Consider the following 15752-nt stretch of genomic DNA (forward strand, 5'->3'; position numbering starts at 1 on the left):
AGGTCAATTATAGTGAAGTTTATTCTGATTTATTTATGCAAACATATCTCATTATATCTTGCTATATCTCGTCAATACTCTATTTTTTATATTGTATAAGTTTTATATTACTCAAGGTAATCTTTGAGTTTTTTACTACGGCTTGGATGCCGGAGTTTCCTTAAAGCCTTGGCCTCAATCTGCCTGATTCTTTCTCTGGTAACCCCAAATTCTTTTCCAACTTCCTCTAGAGTCCGGGGACGGCCATCCTCCAGACCAAAACGTAGTTCAAGAACCCTTTTTTCTCTATCTGTTAGTGTATCCAGCACATCATCGAGCTGTTCCCTTAAAAGAGTAAATGAAGCAGCTGAGGCAGGTGCTGGGGCATCTTCATCCTCAATAAAATCACCAAGATGACTATCCTCTTCTTCACCAATAGGTGTTTCCAGGGAGACCGGTTCCTGGGCAATCTTTAAAATTTCCCGGACTTTTTCGGCCGGCATTCCCATTTCTTCACCAATCTCCTCAGGAGTAGGCTCACGCCCCTTTTCCTGGAGTAATTGTCTTGATACCCTGATCAATTTATTAATTGTTTCTACCATATGCACCGGGATACGTATAGTACGGGCCTGGTCAGCAATAGCACGGGTTATAGCCTGGCGAATCCACCAGGTAGCATAAGTGCTAAATTTATATCCTTTACGATAATCAAATTTTTCAACAGCCTTAATAAGACCCATATTTCCTTCCTGAATCAAATCAAGGAAAGACATACCTCTTCCCACATACTTTTTAGCAATACTAACAACCAGTCTTAGATTAGCTTCAACCAATTCCCTTTTAGCCTGTTCGTCGCCCTGTTCAATTCTTTTTGCCAGATCAACCTCTTCTTCAGCAGTAAGAAGTGGTACTTTTCCAATTTCTTTTAAATACATCCTTACTGGGTCATCAATTCCAACCCCTTCCGGTATAGATAACTCCAGGTCATCATCTCCTTTATCATCATCAACTTCATCCACATCATCAACTACATCTATATTCATCTCGTTAAAGAGTTCATATATCTTCTCAATATCTTCAGAGGAGAGTTCTATCTCTTCCAGAGAATCCATAATTTCTTCATAGGTCAAATAGCCTTCTTCTTTACCTTTTTTAATTAATTCCTTAACTTCTTTAACTTTGTCTGGATTGAAATTTTTACCCATTACAATCCCTCCTTTCTGTGATTCCCTGACAACTTCTGAAAATTAATCAGTAATTTATTTAATCTATTGACATTAAGGTTATTTTCCTGAAGTTTTTTATATAAACCAACCTTTATATTATATACATTTTCCTCTTTGAAGTTAACTATTAACCTCTCAACCCCTTCAGGTTGGACAGTTTTATTATTAATCATAAGTTCCATAACTTTATTTCTTAAAACTTTACTTTCAATATTATTAATAATATCTCCTTTTAATGAATCCTTATTTTCCCATAAAAACTCTGCCACCTCTTGATACTCTTTAGAAAACATATCAGTATTAATTTCATTAACAATAGTATTCCTTAATTCAGGGAAATCTATAAAAGCGTGTAAAAGTTTCTCTTCTATAAAATGTATACTCCTAAAGGAATTTGTCTTATTATTCTTGTTAGTGAAATATCTTCTATTACTTTTTTTAGTATATCTTCTTGATGAATTTTTATCCTTATTTTTATTAATTTTAATCAATTTCTCGACTTCACTCTTTAATATTTCTGGATCCAGATTGAATTTATCGGAAACATTTTGTATATATATCTCTCTTTCAATCCGGTCCTCTAATGTAGCAAGAATTTTTACCAGCTTTCTGGTACCTTCTATTTTACCCTGAACATTGTTAAGATCAATATTTTCAAGGCCCTGCTTGATTTTAAACTCTACTAAATCAACCGCTTCTTCTAACAGGGTATAAAATTCATCTACACCCTTTTTTCTTAAATATTCATCAGGGTCACTATCCTGTGGCAAATCAACCACTTTTACGTTAAGACCAGCATTTTTAAGAATATCAAGCCCTCTCAAAGTTGCTTTAGTGCCTGCAGTATCAGCATCATATGAAATATAAGCAAGATTGGAATACCTTGCTATCAACCGGGCCTGTTCAGAAGTAAGGGCTGTCCCCAGAGAAGCAACCACATTATTGATACCCATCTGATGGGCACGCAAAACATCAGTATAACCTTCCATAATTATTACTTCGCTACTTTTTCTCATTTCATGTTTGGCCCAGTTTAAACCATAAAGGTTTTTACCTTTATTGAAAACAGGTGTTTCAGGAGAATTTAAATACTTGGGTTGAGATTCATCACTATCAATTAATCTACCCCCAAAAGCCAGAACTTCTCCCCGGCTATTAAATATGGGAAAAATAAGCCTGTCCCTGAACCTATCATAATAATTATTGTTATTACTTAACAGGACAAGGCCAGCCTTCACCAATTCTCCCTCCTCAAATCCTTTACCGGTTAAAAACTTTAAAAGCCCATCCCACCGGTCCGGGGCATAACCGAGTCCAAATTTCTTAATATCTTTTTTAGTAAAACCCCTTTTTTTGAGATAATTTATTGCTTTCAAGCCCTGGTCAGTTTCTAACAACAGGTAATGGTAAAATTTTGCAGTAAGATGGTTAATTTTAAAAAGCTTTTCTCTCTCTCTTAATTGTTGTCTGTGGCGGGGATCATCTCCAGGGACCTCCATCCCGGACCTCCTGGCCAGCATTTTAACACTTTCTTTAAAAGTTATATTTTCTATCTCCATCAAGAAACTAATTACATCCCCACCGACACCACAACCAAAACAGTAAAAAAACTGCCTCTCGGGGTTTACAGTAAAGGAAGGTGTTTTTTCCTGGTGAAATGGACACAGGCCAACATAATTTTTACCAACCTTCTTTAAATCCACATAGTCTGAAACTAGATCTACAATATCAAGTGAGCCTTTTAGTTCATCTAAAAATTTTTCAAAAGAACTCCCCACCTGTCTTCACCCTAACAATTCTACCCTATTTTTAATACTTCGTTAAAACTATCCTAATTCCTTCCCTGTGTCCCACTAGACACCCTTATCAATTATTCATCATAAAATCTGAATCTCCTGCAAAAAAATTTATTTTTTTATTTACCCCCATGGAGAAGGAAGAAATAATTCCTGTCCCATCTTAATAGCATAACGGTCAGTCATACCTGCAATATAATCAATAACCATTTGTTCTATATCTTCATTTCCTTCTTTTTGTTTAAATTCATCAGGGATCTCCCGGGGATGGTCCAGATAATAATAATATAGTTTTTTGACCAGATTTTTAGCTTTATTCTCTTCTTTTTTTGCCTTGGAACCGATATATACATTTTCAAAAAGAAATTGCCTTAGTTCAGTGGTTGCTTCTGCAACATCTCGACTTCTTTTTATAACTGATTTATTCCAGCTTTCCCTGATAATATCCCTCACCATTGTATCTATCCGGTCAGAATGGGTATTACCAAGTATCTTGATAGCTGTATGAGGCAAATCTTTTTCACTAATAATACCCCCTCTGAGGGCATCATCAATATCATGGTTAATATAGGCAATTCTATCTGCAATTTTCACAATTTGTCCCTCCAGGGTAGAGGGATCTTGTTTTCCAGTATGGGTTAAAATTCCATCCCGTACTTCATAGCTCAAATTTAATCCCCTTAAATTTGAATTCCTGACCTCAAGGTAATCTACCACTCTGAGGCTCTGGACATTATGGGAAAAACCATTTGAACTTATTTCATCCAGAACCTCTTCCCCGGCATGTCCAAAAGGTGTGTGTCCCAGGTCATGCCCCAGAGCAATTGCTTCTGTCAGGTCTTCGTTAAGCCCTAAACCCCTGGCAATAGTTCTGGCAATCTGGGATACCTCCAGGGTATGGGTTAATCTGGTCCGGTAGTGATCACCCTCCGGAGCGATAAAGACCTGAGTTTTATGTTTTAAACGCCTGAAGGCTTTAGAATGAATTATTCTATCCCGGTCCCGTTGAAATATTGTCCTGATATTACACTCATCTTCTGTTTTCAATCGCCCCCTGCTGTTTTTACTTAAACAGGCATAGGGAGATAAAACCTCTTCTTCAATCTGTTCTATTCTTGTCCTGCCATTCATATGAAATACCCCCCTCCCAGGAGAAGCTCATTTATCCATTAAGGTAATCAATAACTTCATTGGCTGATTCTTCTATAGATTTATTAGTAACATCAATCACCGGACACCCTATTTTTTCCATTGTCTTTTCGGCATATTCCAGCTCGACATTGATCCTGTCAATTGAAGCATAACTGGATTCGGGATCTATCCCCAGTGATTTTAACCTCTCCTGCCTGATTTCATTTAACAATAACGGGTCTATAGTCAAGCCTATAACCTTATTATCTGGATTCTCATAAATGAGAGGGGTAGGTTCAACTTCAGGAACCAGAGGAATATTGGCTGCTTTATATCCCCGGTATGAAAGATAAATACACATTGGCGTCTTTGACGTCCTGGATACCCCGATTAAGACAACATCAGCTTCTTTTACCCCCCGGTCATCATTGGAATCATCATATTTAACTGTAAATTCCATAGCCTCAACCCTTTTAAAATAATCCTTATCGAGACGATGAACCAGTCCTGGCTGGAGGCGTGGCTTTTTTTGAAAAAATTCCTCAAAAGCTTCCATCATTGGACCCATAATATCTACAGCGTAAATATTGTTTTTCCGGGCCAGAGTTGCTATCTCTTCCCTTAAACGGGGGTCTATCAGAGTATAGGCGATGAGGGTCTTCTGTTCAGTCGCTTTTTTTATGATATTATTTAATTCCCGTGTAGTTTGAACATAGGAAAATCGTTTACTATCTAAATAACCGTTAAACTGGCTTACAGTTGCATCTACAACATACTGGGCAGTCTCACCGATAGAGTCAGATACAATAAAAATTCGGGGTTTTTCTGTCATCATACCACCTCTATATTAATTAATCATCCAGAGCAATCTCACTTATATTCATAACCCCACTTACCAGATTACTGATTTCCTGGAGTAAAGCCAGCCGATTATTCTTAATCCTCTCATCTTCAACCATTACAACTACATTATCAAGAAAATTATCTACCGGTTCCTTTACATCTACCAGCTTTTTTAAACCTGAAAGGTAATTTTTTTTCTTAAATTGTCTTTGAATTTCATCTTTAATTTTGCGATATATATCATAAAGTTCTTTTTCTTCCCTGCATTCAAAGTATTCAGGGTTTATATCATTATTGCCTTCACCTTTTGAAGCCAGATTCCTTGCTCTGACGAGACCCTGAATTAAGTCAACAAATAAATCAGGGTTTTCCTTCCTTAAGGACATAACTGCTTCAGCTCTGGATAAAATATTATTGGGGTCATCATCACCTACTCTCACGACTGAATTAATAATATCATACCTGATACCACGTTCATCGAGAATGGTTTCTAACCTCTGAAGCAGAAAACTTTTTTCCTCATTCACAAAATCTTTATCTCCAGGCTCTAACACCTCTATACTCCAGTTCAACAGAGAAGATAATTTAAGGGGAAGTTGAGCATCTATAATAATATTCACAATCCCATTAGCCTGACGTCTCAAGGCAAAAGGATCCTGGGAGCCACTGGGTATCATCCCGAGACTGAAATGACTGGTAATATTATCTATTTTATCAGCTATACTCAGAATACGACCATATAAAGTCTGGGGTAGTCTATCACCGGAATATCGGGGAAGATACTGTTCATATATTGCAGTAGCAACCTCTTCATCCTCACCATTAATCAGAGCATATTCACGCCCCATTACTCCCTGTAATTTGGTAAATTCATTAACCATTTCAGTTACAAGGTCATTTTTGCTGAGTTCAGCTGCCCTAATAAGGCTCTGTAACTGGCTTTCTTTCAGATTTAATGATTTTCCAATCTGAATAACCAGTTGTTTTAATCTCTTTACTTTATCCATCATTGAACCAAGGTCTTCCTGGAAAACAATTTCCTCAAGTTCCTTTTGCCGTTCTTCGATACTAACTTTAAGGTCTTCTTCAAAAAAGAAACGGGCATCTGCCAGGCGGGCCCTGAGTACCATTTCATTTCCATATCTCACTTCTTCAATATAATCTTCTATCCCATCCCTGACCCCGACGAAGTAAGGACTGAGGGATCCATCTTCATCAATTACAGGGAAATATCTTTGATGCTCGGCCATTGAAGTTATTAATACATCATCGGGAAGTTCCAGATAAGACCTATCAAATTTACCGTAAAATGCAGTAGGGTATTCTACTAAATCAACTACCTCCGTCAGGAGATCATCTTCAACCATTACCTTCCCGATTTCCTTCTCTATTTCCCTAATTTGTTTTAAAATAAGTTCCCGCCTTTTATTATGATCGACAATTATATAACCCTTTTCCATAACATCAAAATAATGGTCAGGATCTTTCACTTCCAGCCTGTCTTTTACCAGAAATCTATGTCCCCTGGTATAGGCACCACTTTGAACACCGGCCATTGAAAAACTAATTATTTCTTCACCGAACAGAGCTAACAGCCACCTGATAGGTCTGATAAATTTAAAATTATAATCAGCCCACCGCATAGACCGGGGTAGTGGTAATTTATTAATAAGCCCGGGCAGAATATCCTTTAATAACCCTGCTGTATCCTGACCCTGTTCTATCTTTTCAACATAAACATAATCATCTTTTATAATGAGGTCATCTACCTCAACACCCTGGGCCCTGGAAAAACCTTTAGCTGCTCTGGTAGGAGTACCATCATCTTCAAAGGCAATAGACCGGGCAGGGCCCTTGACTACTTCCCTTTTTTCCTCCTGTTTTTCGGCAAGCTCTTTAACAAAAAGAACCAGTCTTCTGGGGGTCGAAAAGACCTTACATTCTTTAAAGTCAAGTCTTTTATCCTCCAGGGTATTTATAGCCAGGTCTTTTAAATCAGACCTTATTTTCCCTATTAATCCAGCTGGCATCTCTTCTGTCCCTATTTCAAAAAGAAGGTCTCTAGCCATCTCCATCACTCCTTTTATAATTTAGTCTTTAGTCCGGTTACACTTCCAGGATTTATTTTAAATTTTTTATACCTGTATACTAAAATATATACCTGTACCCGTTATTCCCGATATATACTGAACCATTTACCCAATGAAGATAAATAACTTTATTTATCCTTCAAAGAAGATAAATAGCTTTCAGCACAGAGATGAGCAAGTTCACGAACTCGACCTATATATCGTGTTCTTTCACTAACACTTATTGCCCCTCTAGCATCGAGTAAATTAAAGGTATGGGAACACTTCAATGTATAATCAAAGGCCGGTAATGTTAACCCATCCTCTACCAGCTGCCGGGCCTCTTCTTCATACATGTTAAACAAATTTAATAGTTTCTTTACATCAGCAACCTCAAAATTATACCTTGACTGTTCAACCTCATTCTGGTGGTATATATCCCTGTAAGTGATGTCATCAACCCAGACCACATCAAAAATACTGTCCTTATCCTGGAGATACATGGCCAGCCTTTCCAGACCATAGGTTATCTCTACAGTAACCGGCCTGGCCTCAAATCCACCTACCTGTTGAAAATAAGTAAACTGGGTTATTTCCATACCGTCGAGCCAGACTTCCCAGCCAATACCCCAGGCTCCTAAAGTTGGTGATTCCCAGTTATCTTCCACAAAACGTATGTCATGTTTTAAAGGGTCAATTCCGAGGGCTTTTAAGCTGTTAAGATATAGCTCCTGTATATTATCAGGGGAAGGTTTCATTATTACCTGGTACTGAAAATACCTCTGTAACCTGAAGGGATTATCTCCATACCTCCCATCAGTAGGACGGCGACAGGGCTGTACATATGCTGTATTCCAGCTATCGGGTCCCAGTGACCTTAAAAAAGTAGAAGGACTCATTGTAGCAGCCCCGACCTCTATATCATAAGGTTGTTCAATAATGCAACCTAGATCTCCCCAGTACTTATTTAAAACCTGTATTAAATCCTGGAAATTCATCGTTATCTCCCATCCTTTCTTAAAATATATTAATATTATGTGTTATATATATGTATAGAAAATACAGGATTAAAAGTTATAACAAAAATAAAACCACAGTTCCTGATTCCTGCTGATTTAATTTATACAATGTGTAGAATTAATCATATATTAAGTAGTTTTAATATAATAGAACTCCCATGAAAAATGCAAAAACCTCATCCCACTGGAACAGGGACGAGGCCTAATTCTACCATTAATTCTGGTCCTCTTTATCGATTTCCAGGGTATAATCCTTATACATGGCAGCCAGACCGGCCAGAATAGATATATACGGGAATAATACTAGCCCAACAATCCCTGCTGTAACCGGAATTTCAACAAGGGTTTTTTCATTATCTTTGACAACAATTTTTTTCGCATTACCTTCTTTAATAATTTCTTTAATTTTATTGATTAATTCCTGACCTTTAACATGGACTACGTTCTCACCATTTTTACCCATTTCTTTTTCAAGTTTAATTAAGGCCTCCACAACATCCCCGCCGGCTTCCTCAAGGGCCTGATTGGCTTTTTCATAGCTAACATTGAGTCGTTGCCGGATCATATCAATCTTTTCTAATTTATCCATAAAATCACCTCATAATAAGTTTAACCCAAATCTCTAATCATATGCAAAAAATCAAGGGATTTAAATCTAAGATCTAAATGATAAGTAATAAAAGAATCAAGTAGACCATCGAGTTCTTCAAAGGCCTGTGTTGATATTTTAAGTTTATCGAGAGGTTTTAATCCACTATCTATTATATTGGCCATTATCCTTAAAGATTCCCCCGATATTTTCTGGACTCCACCCATTCCATCCATATGATTAGAGCTACAATTATGACACAGGAGGCCACCACGTTCTATACTGAAAATATTAATAGAACCAGGATTATTCTGCTGTCCACAATCAACACAACTACTGAGCTCTGGCTTGATCCCCAGAATAACAAGTATTCTTATTTTGAAAGCAAGAATTATATGATTGTACTCAGAGATTTCTTCTGCCTTTAAGAGTCTGTGAAAACTACTTAAAAGAAGTGAAAATAATGCCCTGTTATTATCATCTTCAACACTTACTTTTTCAATAAATTCTGCCATGTATGAAGCATAAGCCATTCTTGTCAAATCTTCCCTGAGGGGTGAAAAGGAGTATTTAACCTTAATCCGGTTAATTTTATCCAGAGACCGCCCCCTGTAAATAGTTACCTCAGCATAACTAAAAGGGAGAACCAGACCGGATATAGAACTCCGGGTTTTACGAACCCCCTTGGCAACTGCCCTGAGTTTTCCCATATCTCTGGTAATAAAGGTAATTATCTTGTCAGCCTCACCGAGATCAAATTGTTTTAAGACAATACCTTCAGTATTAAATAATGGCATATATTTTAATACTCTTTATCCCCGTCATCAGTTTCGCCGGTAACAATAGCTACTCCGGAACTGGTACCAATCCTGTTGGCCCCTGCATCAAGCATAGCCAGTGCTTTATCAAAAGTCCGGATCCCTCCGGCTGCTTTAACCCCAACCTCTCTACCTACAGTCTTCCTCATGAGGCTGACATCATCTTCCCTGGCCCCATCAGAGCCAAATCCAGTTGAGGTTTTTACAAAATCAGCCCCGGCCTCCTTTGCAATTTCACAGGCCTTTGCTATTTCCTCATTATCCAGATAGCAGGTTTCAATTATAACCTTGACAATAATATCTGAAGTAACACCTGCGGTTTTGGTAGCATCTACTACTGCCTTTATGTCAGCCTTTACAAGGTCATATGCCTCTGATTTAAAGGCTCCGAGATTCATTACCATGTCTATTTCCTGGGCTCCATTTTTAATCACATTCCTTGTTTCAAAGGCCTTGGTCTCGGTGGTAGTTGAGCCCAGTGGAAAACCAACTACAGTAGTTACTTTAACTGAACTATCTTCCAGCAACTTGCTGGCCAGAGGAACAAAAATAGGATTGACACAGACAGAAGCAAACTCATATTCCCTGGCCTCATCACATAATTTTTTAATATCTTCAACGGTAGCAGTCGGTTTCAAGTTGGTATGGTCGATCATTTTTGCCATGTCACGAGGTTTGATTGCCATAACTTTCACTCCTTAATCATGTTATTCTTATAATATCCTGGTATTTAATTTAATATTTATATTCTTCGTTATCATAAATTATCCTTCTTTTATAATAATTTTTCCATTAAAAGTGTAGCCAGAGTAAAATAAATAAATAATCCGGACATATCAATTAAAGTCGTAATAAATGGCCCGGCTGCTACAGCAGGATCAGCCCCGATAGCTTCCATAATAAAAGGTATAGTTGTTCCCGCAATAATAGCTGTCACCAGTGTAATAAACATGGAAATACCCACAATTAGGCCCAGAACAGGATTATCCTGCCATAACAGGGCAACTACAGATAGCGAAGACCCCAGTATAAGGGCCATTACAATTCCTACCTTTAGCTCCTCCCAGAGATGGCTCCAGAACCGGGAAAAATGCAGCTCTCCGGTGGCGAGTCCTCTAACCACAACTGTCAGTGACTGTGTTCCTACATTACCACCCATATCCATCAATACCGGAATAAAAAAAGCCAGGGCTACAACCTGTTGTAAGGGCGTTTCAAAGTTTCTAATAACCGTTCCTGACATTAAATCCCCTACCAGTAAAATTAAGAGCCATGGAATACGTTTTTTGACACCTGACAGGAGACCATTTCGTTCAACATTTATATCAGCCGTAGCTGCCATTTTGTATATGTCCTCAGTGGCCTCTTCTTCAATAACATCAATAACATCATCCACAGTTATAATTCCCATTAATTGATTTTTATTATTAACAACAGGAAGGGCCAGCAAATCATATTTAGCAAAGATATGGGCTACTTCTTCCCGGTCGAGGTTAACACTTACTTTTATAACATTATTATTCATTATTTCCTCTAATAAAATATCAGGTTGGGCTGCCAAAAGCTGCCTGACCGATAAAACCCCTACCAGTTCCTTGGTACGGGAAATAACATATATATAATAAATCATTTCAGCATCAGGGCTAATCTCTCTAAGTTTTTCTAAAACCTGCTGGGCCGTCTGGTCACTATAAAAGGCTAAATATTCGGTGGTCATAAGACCCCCGGCACTCTCATCATCATAACCGAGTAGTCTTTTCAACTCTGATGCTTTATTAGTTCTTAACAGGTTTAAGGTTTCTTTAACTTTACCTACTGGCATTGACCCTAGAAAATCGGCCGCGTCATCAGGATGCATATCACTTAAAATATCTGATAGTTCCGATTCAGAGAAAAACCTCGATAAAAAATACATTAAGTCATGGTCAAGGTAACTTATAACCTCTGACCAGATTTCCCGGGGTAGTTTTTCCCTAAAAATATACTTGACTTCTTCTTCATCCAGTTTTGATAAAAAATCAGCAATATCAGCCGGATACGATTCCTCTAAAAAAAGTTCCAGCGATTCAAAACCATCAGGTAATTGCTCTTTTAATTTCTCCATTTCTATTTCACCCCTTGTAGCCCATACGCTTAACCAGTCCTTCTTTTTCCCTCCAGTCTTTTTCAATCTTGACCCATAAATCCAGATACACTTTTGTCTGAAGGAGTTTTTCTATTTCTTCTCTGGCCAGTCGCCCGATTTTTTTAATCATTTTTCCCTTATGACCGATAATAATTTTTTTGTGGGACTTCTTTTCTGCGTAAATATTGGCTCTTATATACATAGTACTGTTGTCCCGTTCTTTCATCTCCTCTATTTTAACAGCTACCCCATAAGGAACTTCTTCCCTCGTTAAAATAAAAACCTTCTCCCTTATTAGTTCAGCCACCACAAACTGTTCAATCTGATCTGTAACCATATCCTCAGGATAATACTGGGGGCCTTCAGGTAAAAATGTAAAAATTTCCTCAACCAGGGTATCCAGATTGGTTCCCCGGGAGGCAGATATAGGTATAACCGGAAAACCTGTTCTTTCTTCATAATTCTTTTGACGTTCCATAACTATCTCCTTATTGATCCTGTCAATTTTATTCATGGCAACAATGACAGGGACTCTGACACCTTTAATCTGATTATAGATAAATTCGTCTCCTTTACCAAAGGAATAGTTTCCATCTACCATAAAAATAATAACATCTATGTCTTCAAGACTCTCATATGCCTTCTCCAGCATATAATTATCGAGTTTATTCCTGGCCTTATGAATTCCTGGAGTATCTACAAAAACAATCTGGCCCTCTGGCCTGGTATATATTCCCCTGACACTATTTCTTGTAGTCTGGGGTCTGGGAGATGTGATAACAACTTTCTGCCCAATTAAATTATTGATCAGGGTCGATTTTCCCACATTCGGTCTCCCGATTACAGAAACAAAACCGGATTTATAGCTCATGAATCCAGATCCCCCCTGTTAAAGGCACCCGGAAGGAGTTCTTTAGCGGTTGTTTCTACAGTATTTCCTGACAAATTACCCATGATCACCTTCATATCAGGAGAAAATTCTCTAATAACCTGACGACAGGCTCCACAGGGCGGGACCGGTCTTGTGGTATCAGCCACTACAGCGAGGGCCTCAAATTCAGTATACCCCTCAGAAACAGCCTTGAATATAGCCGTCCTTTCCGCACAGTTAGTCAAACCATAGGATGCGTTTTCTATATTACAACCCGTAAATATTTTGCCCTCTTTAGTTAAAACAGCAGCACCGGTTGCAAAATTAGAATAGGGACTATAGGATTTTTCCCGGGCTTCTCTTGCTTTCTTAATTAATGTTTTAATTGTTTTATCCAAATTTAATCACTCCTCATAATCTACATAGGTGGTCTCCGGTACTATTATTATCCAGGTTTGACCGGGGTTAAAGGATACTTGTTCACCATTGTTATTATAAAAATCGGTCCTGGACCCATTAAGATTTTTCCACAACCCCTCGATAACAATACCGTTTTTGAAAATAAGGGCATCACCGGCTCCGGTTAAGTCCATTTCAAGCCTTCCCACATCATCAATAACACTGGTAGGAACATACTGAATAATAATATTACGGGCAGTTAAGTGTTTATCATCTTCGTTCCGGTGGGGGGTATTAAAATCATTAATATATCTGTAGTAGAGATTTTCTCTGGAATTGTATTTATACAAAACCTTGTAGCCGCCCCAGAAATATATATATATTTTACCAGCCCTTATATCACCCGAGCTTACAAAACTTACTTTATTAAACTTAAAACGTTCATCATATTCCTGACCGGTTAAATTCTTTAAATAATCTTTAATCTTAAATCCTCCGGTATATAAATTATGGGGAGCCTCTCTATCACTGGTTCGCCAGTAATAACTTCCTTTGAATATCTGATCAAGATGGTCAACATGACTCTTTTCCAGCAGAGCAAATCCCCGGGGACTGGCCCCGGCGTGTAATAATAAAGCATTATATTCAGAGGCAATTTTGATCATATATGGTCTAACACTTCGGATGGGACCAATCTGATCAGGTATATCCTGCCAGTAGAGGGCTAAAAACCTGGTAACACCACCCTCAACCAACATTTCATAAACAATCAGAGCCTCATCCAGGCCCGCCTGAGGCCTGGCAGCAGCTGAATTATCTATACAGGTCATAATAGTTCTTTCAAGGGATGGTTTTAATATCGGTTCCCCGGTAAATGGTGAAAAATACTCTGGATATACCGCAATGTCATCGTTATTTTCCTCAATCAGATTTTTATTTGATTTGGTGTTTTTTTTATCAGGAAAGTTAACATTTGTATCTTCCCCTGTTTTATCAAGGCCTTTATTTAAACCAATTCCATTCAAACTCAGATCCCCGACCTTACCGGGATCCATGGACTCATCAGAACTAGTACCGGTCTGGCTTTCTGAAAGGTTACCTCCATCTGGATTTGTAACCTGCTGTTTATTCTCTTTAGATATTTCCTGACTTTGTTCTACCGCGGCCTCTTTCTGACCTGAAGAACTACAACCCACAAGAGTAAAAATGAATATTATAGTCAGTAAAACCAACCCTATTTTTTTCATAAATTTCACCCCTTAATTCAACTCTGCCCCTTAAGCGATATTTCCTTTTGTTTAGTGACTTTAAGTTCAATACCAAAAGCCTTAAGATGGTTTCTTACTATATTTAAACTGCTTGCCAGTACCTCCGGATCCCCGACTGCTTTAATAACTATGGGATTAACCGGTATAGGTTTATTATTAACAAGAATAGTGGGGCCTACACACCTGATGGCAGAATGAACAGTTAACCTCTGTCCTCCTACTTCAACTCCTTTAGCACCTGCAATAATTAATTCATCAACGATATTCCTGATGTCAGTAGAATGTACAATTCCAGTTTTCTCCAGATTGCCGTTTTTGTCATACACTTTTATTATTATACCTGGCCCACTTAAGGGACCATAACCTGTTACTTTTTTTATCTCAGTTAATTGCCTTTCCAGCGAAGCTATCTTTGTCTGTAGATACTCGACCTGGTTAAATATATCTTCAGAAGTAATTACCCGGGCCCTTTTATTTTCAATAACTATTTCCACTGTCTGATTTAAGGAAATTTCTTTTATTTTTTTGCGGATTTTATCCTCCAAAATACCCCGCGGATCATAAAATTTAACCTTTCCGTTTACCATTGATATGGTAACACTACCCTCTTTTGGTAATTCCTGTCTGTTAATCAGGTCGAGAATGGTATTAAGCCTTTTATTCTGGACTTCTCTGAAAATAATATCCTGGGTCTGTCTCCCATAGTCAAGCATAAGGCTGGCTACTTCTTCAGGGTCACTGGATTTTTCTATTTCATACTTAAATCTGGCCAGAATATCCTTAACAGATTTAGATCTGGCAACACCATAGCTCTTTGCCAGGTCTTCACTATAATTAATTACTGCCTGGGCTCCCTGTTTAGCTTTATCCAGTGGGGTTACCTCTCCTGGCAGATAAATCCAGCCTAAAACCCTGGTTGTTAAAACAATATTTAAAATTAATAATGTAATCAGCAGAATATGGTATACTTTCTTACCATATTTTTTAAACATGATAATGACACTACCTTTCTTCCCGGTCAACTCCGGGTAAAGTCTCCGGGTTGAGTATGCCTCCAGAAATAATTAATTTTAAGGCATCTTCAACAGATAAATCTAAAATAATGGCATCCTCTTTTGGTATCATTATAAACATACCTGAGGTAGGGTTTGGAGTAGTAGGTAGAAAAATATTTAATAATTTCTCACCGGTTAAATAATCAAAATAAGGGGATGATTCAGAGGTTATAAAGCCAATCTGATAAAGTCCTTTCCGGGGATACTCAAAAAGAACAGCCTTTTTAAAAGTATCTTTTTTAGAAGTAAAAAGACCCTCAAGGACTTTTTTAATACTTATGTATATATTCCTGAAAAGGGGTATTTTAAGGAGAACCCTCTCCCCAAAAGATATAATTCTCTTTCCGATAATATTTGTAGCAAACAACCCCACTAAAAAAATAAATATGATTGTAAAAATAATTCCGACCCCGGGTATATTCCTGCCCAGAACAACCTTGACCATTGGGGCAGTCCATTTTTCTACACTGTTAAATAAAAACCACAAAACATATACTGAAGCAATGAGTGGAAGTAATACCAGAACACCTGTTAAAAATAAATTTCTTAATCTCCTGAACAACC

The 15752-nt window shown here is 37.8% G+C and carries 15 protein-coding genes; all 15 read right to left on the reverse strand.

What is annotated here, in order from left to right; all coding sequences use genetic code 11:
* Nucleotides 1–107: 107 nt before the first annotated feature.
* Nucleotides 108–1184, reverse strand: coding sequence for an RNA polymerase sigma factor RpoD (gene rpoD / locus HORE_RS06485; RefSeq protein WP_012636174.1), 1077 nt, complete (start codon nucleotides 1182–1184; stop codon nucleotides 108–110).
* Nucleotides 1184–2983 carry a DNA primase gene (gene dnaG / locus HORE_RS06490; RefSeq protein ID WP_012636175.1) on the reverse strand — a complete coding sequence of 600 codons (1800 nt, stop codon included), beginning with the start codon at nucleotides 2981–2983 and terminating at the stop codon, nucleotides 1184–1186. Before dnaG ends, rpoD begins: the two co-directional genes overlap by 1 nt.
* Nucleotides 2984–3124: 141 nt before the next feature.
* Nucleotides 3125–4132, reverse strand: a complete 1008-nt coding sequence (locus HORE_RS06495) for a deoxyguanosinetriphosphate triphosphohydrolase (RefSeq protein ID WP_012636176.1) — start codon at nucleotides 4130–4132, stop codon at nucleotides 3125–3127.
* 31 nt (nucleotides 4133–4163) lie between these two features.
* Nucleotides 4164–4964 (reverse strand): pyruvate, water dikinase regulatory protein, encoded by an 801-nt coding sequence (locus tag HORE_RS06500; protein WP_012636177.1) that lies wholly within the window; start codon nucleotides 4962–4964, stop codon nucleotides 4164–4166.
* Nucleotides 4965–4983: 19 nt separating this feature from the next.
* Nucleotides 4984–7044 (reverse strand): glycine--tRNA ligase subunit beta, encoded by a 2061-nt coding sequence (glyS, locus tag HORE_RS06505; RefSeq protein WP_012636178.1) that lies wholly within the window; start codon nucleotides 7042–7044, stop codon nucleotides 4984–4986.
* Nucleotides 7045–7193: 149 nt separating this feature from the next.
* A complete protein-coding gene (glyQ, locus tag HORE_RS06510; RefSeq protein WP_012636179.1) occupies nucleotides 7194–8042 on the reverse strand; it encodes a glycine--tRNA ligase subunit alpha in 849 nt (282 codons plus the stop codon).
* Nucleotides 8043–8277: 235 nt separating this feature from the next.
* Nucleotides 8278–8652 (reverse strand): DUF4342 domain-containing protein, encoded by a 375-nt coding sequence (locus tag HORE_RS06515; RefSeq protein ID WP_012636181.1) that lies wholly within the window; start codon nucleotides 8650–8652, stop codon nucleotides 8278–8280.
* A 20-nt stretch (nucleotides 8653–8672) separates the two neighbouring features.
* Entirely contained in the window at nucleotides 8673–9449 is a 777-nt protein-coding gene (gene recO / locus HORE_RS06520; protein WP_012636182.1) for a DNA repair protein RecO, read from the reverse strand.
* Between the two features lie 5 nt (nucleotides 9450–9454).
* Nucleotides 9455–10156 (reverse strand): deoxyribose-phosphate aldolase, encoded by a 702-nt coding sequence (deoC, locus tag HORE_RS06525; protein WP_012636183.1) that lies wholly within the window; start codon nucleotides 10154–10156, stop codon nucleotides 9455–9457.
* 89 nt (nucleotides 10157–10245) lie between these two features.
* Nucleotides 10246–11574, reverse strand: coding sequence for a magnesium transporter (mgtE, locus tag HORE_RS06530; RefSeq protein ID WP_012636184.1), 1329 nt, complete (start codon nucleotides 11572–11574; stop codon nucleotides 10246–10248).
* Nucleotides 11575–11581: 7 nt separating this feature from the next.
* Nucleotides 11582–12466 carry a GTPase Era gene (era, locus tag HORE_RS06535; protein ID WP_012636185.1) on the reverse strand — a complete coding sequence of 295 codons (885 nt, stop codon included), beginning with the start codon at nucleotides 12464–12466 and terminating at the stop codon, nucleotides 11582–11584.
* Nucleotides 12463–12864, reverse strand: a complete 402-nt coding sequence (locus HORE_RS06540; protein WP_012636186.1) for a cytidine deaminase — start codon at nucleotides 12862–12864, stop codon at nucleotides 12463–12465. The genes era and HORE_RS06540 overlap by 4 nt, the downstream gene beginning before the upstream one ends.
* Nucleotides 12865–12870: 6 nt before the next feature.
* Complete coding sequence (locus tag HORE_RS06545; protein WP_050748613.1) at nucleotides 12871–14112, reverse strand: DUF3048 domain-containing protein; 1242 nt, start codon at nucleotides 14110–14112, stop codon at nucleotides 12871–12873.
* A gap of 17 nt (nucleotides 14113–14129) precedes the next feature.
* Nucleotides 14130–15155, reverse strand: coding sequence for a DUF881 domain-containing protein (locus HORE_RS06550; RefSeq protein ID WP_143710039.1), 1026 nt, complete (start codon nucleotides 15153–15155; stop codon nucleotides 14130–14132).
* Nucleotides 15136–15750 carry a DUF502 domain-containing protein gene (locus tag HORE_RS06555; RefSeq protein WP_012636189.1) on the reverse strand — a complete coding sequence of 205 codons (615 nt, stop codon included), beginning with the start codon at nucleotides 15748–15750 and terminating at the stop codon, nucleotides 15136–15138. The genes HORE_RS06550 and HORE_RS06555 overlap by 20 nt, the downstream gene beginning before the upstream one ends.
* Between the last annotated feature and the right edge of the window lie 2 nt (nucleotides 15751–15752).

This window comes from Halothermothrix orenii H 168, from assembly GCF_000020485.1.
GTDB lineage: Bacteria > Bacillota > Halanaerobiia > Halanaerobiales > Halothermotrichaceae > Halothermothrix > Halothermothrix orenii.

Bases quoted from the DNA above. Each gene is read 5' to 3' on its own strand.
- HORE_RS06495 (WP_012636176.1), bottom strand. From the start codon at position 4,132: ATGAATGGCAGGACAAGAATAGAACAGATTGAAGAAGAGGTTTTATCT.
- mgtE (WP_012636184.1), bottom strand. From the start codon at position 11,574: ATGGAGAAATTAAAAGAGCAATTACCTGATGGTTTTGAATCGCTGGAA.
- HORE_RS06515 (WP_012636181.1), bottom strand. From the start codon at position 8,652: ATGGATAAATTAGAAAAGATTGATATGATCCGGCAACGACTCAATGTT.
- deoC (WP_012636183.1), bottom strand. From the start codon at position 10,156: ATGGCAATCAAACCTCGTGACATGGCAAAAATGATCGACCATACCAAC.
- glyS (WP_012636178.1), bottom strand. From the start codon at position 7,044: ATGGCTAGAGACCTTCTTTTTGAAATAGGGACAGAAGAGATGCCAGCT.
- glyQ (WP_012636179.1), bottom strand. From the start codon at position 8,042: ATGAATTTCCAGGATTTAATACAGGTTTTAAATAAGTACTGGGGAGAT.
- recO (WP_012636182.1), bottom strand. From the start codon at position 9,449: ATGCCATTATTTAATACTGAAGGTATTGTCTTAAAACAATTTGATCTC.
- HORE_RS06545 (WP_050748613.1), bottom strand. From the start codon at position 14,112: ATGAAAAAAATAGGGTTGGTTTTACTGACTATAATATTCATTTTTACT.
- rpoD (WP_012636174.1), bottom strand. From the start codon at position 1,184: ATGGGTAAAAATTTCAATCCAGACAAAGTTAAAGAAGTTAAGGAATTA.
- HORE_RS06500 (WP_012636177.1), bottom strand. From the start codon at position 4,964: ATGACAGAAAAACCCCGAATTTTTATTGTATCTGACTCTATCGGTGAG.
- era (WP_012636185.1), bottom strand. From the start codon at position 12,466: ATGAGCTATAAATCCGGTTTTGTTTCTGTAATCGGGAGACCGAATGTG.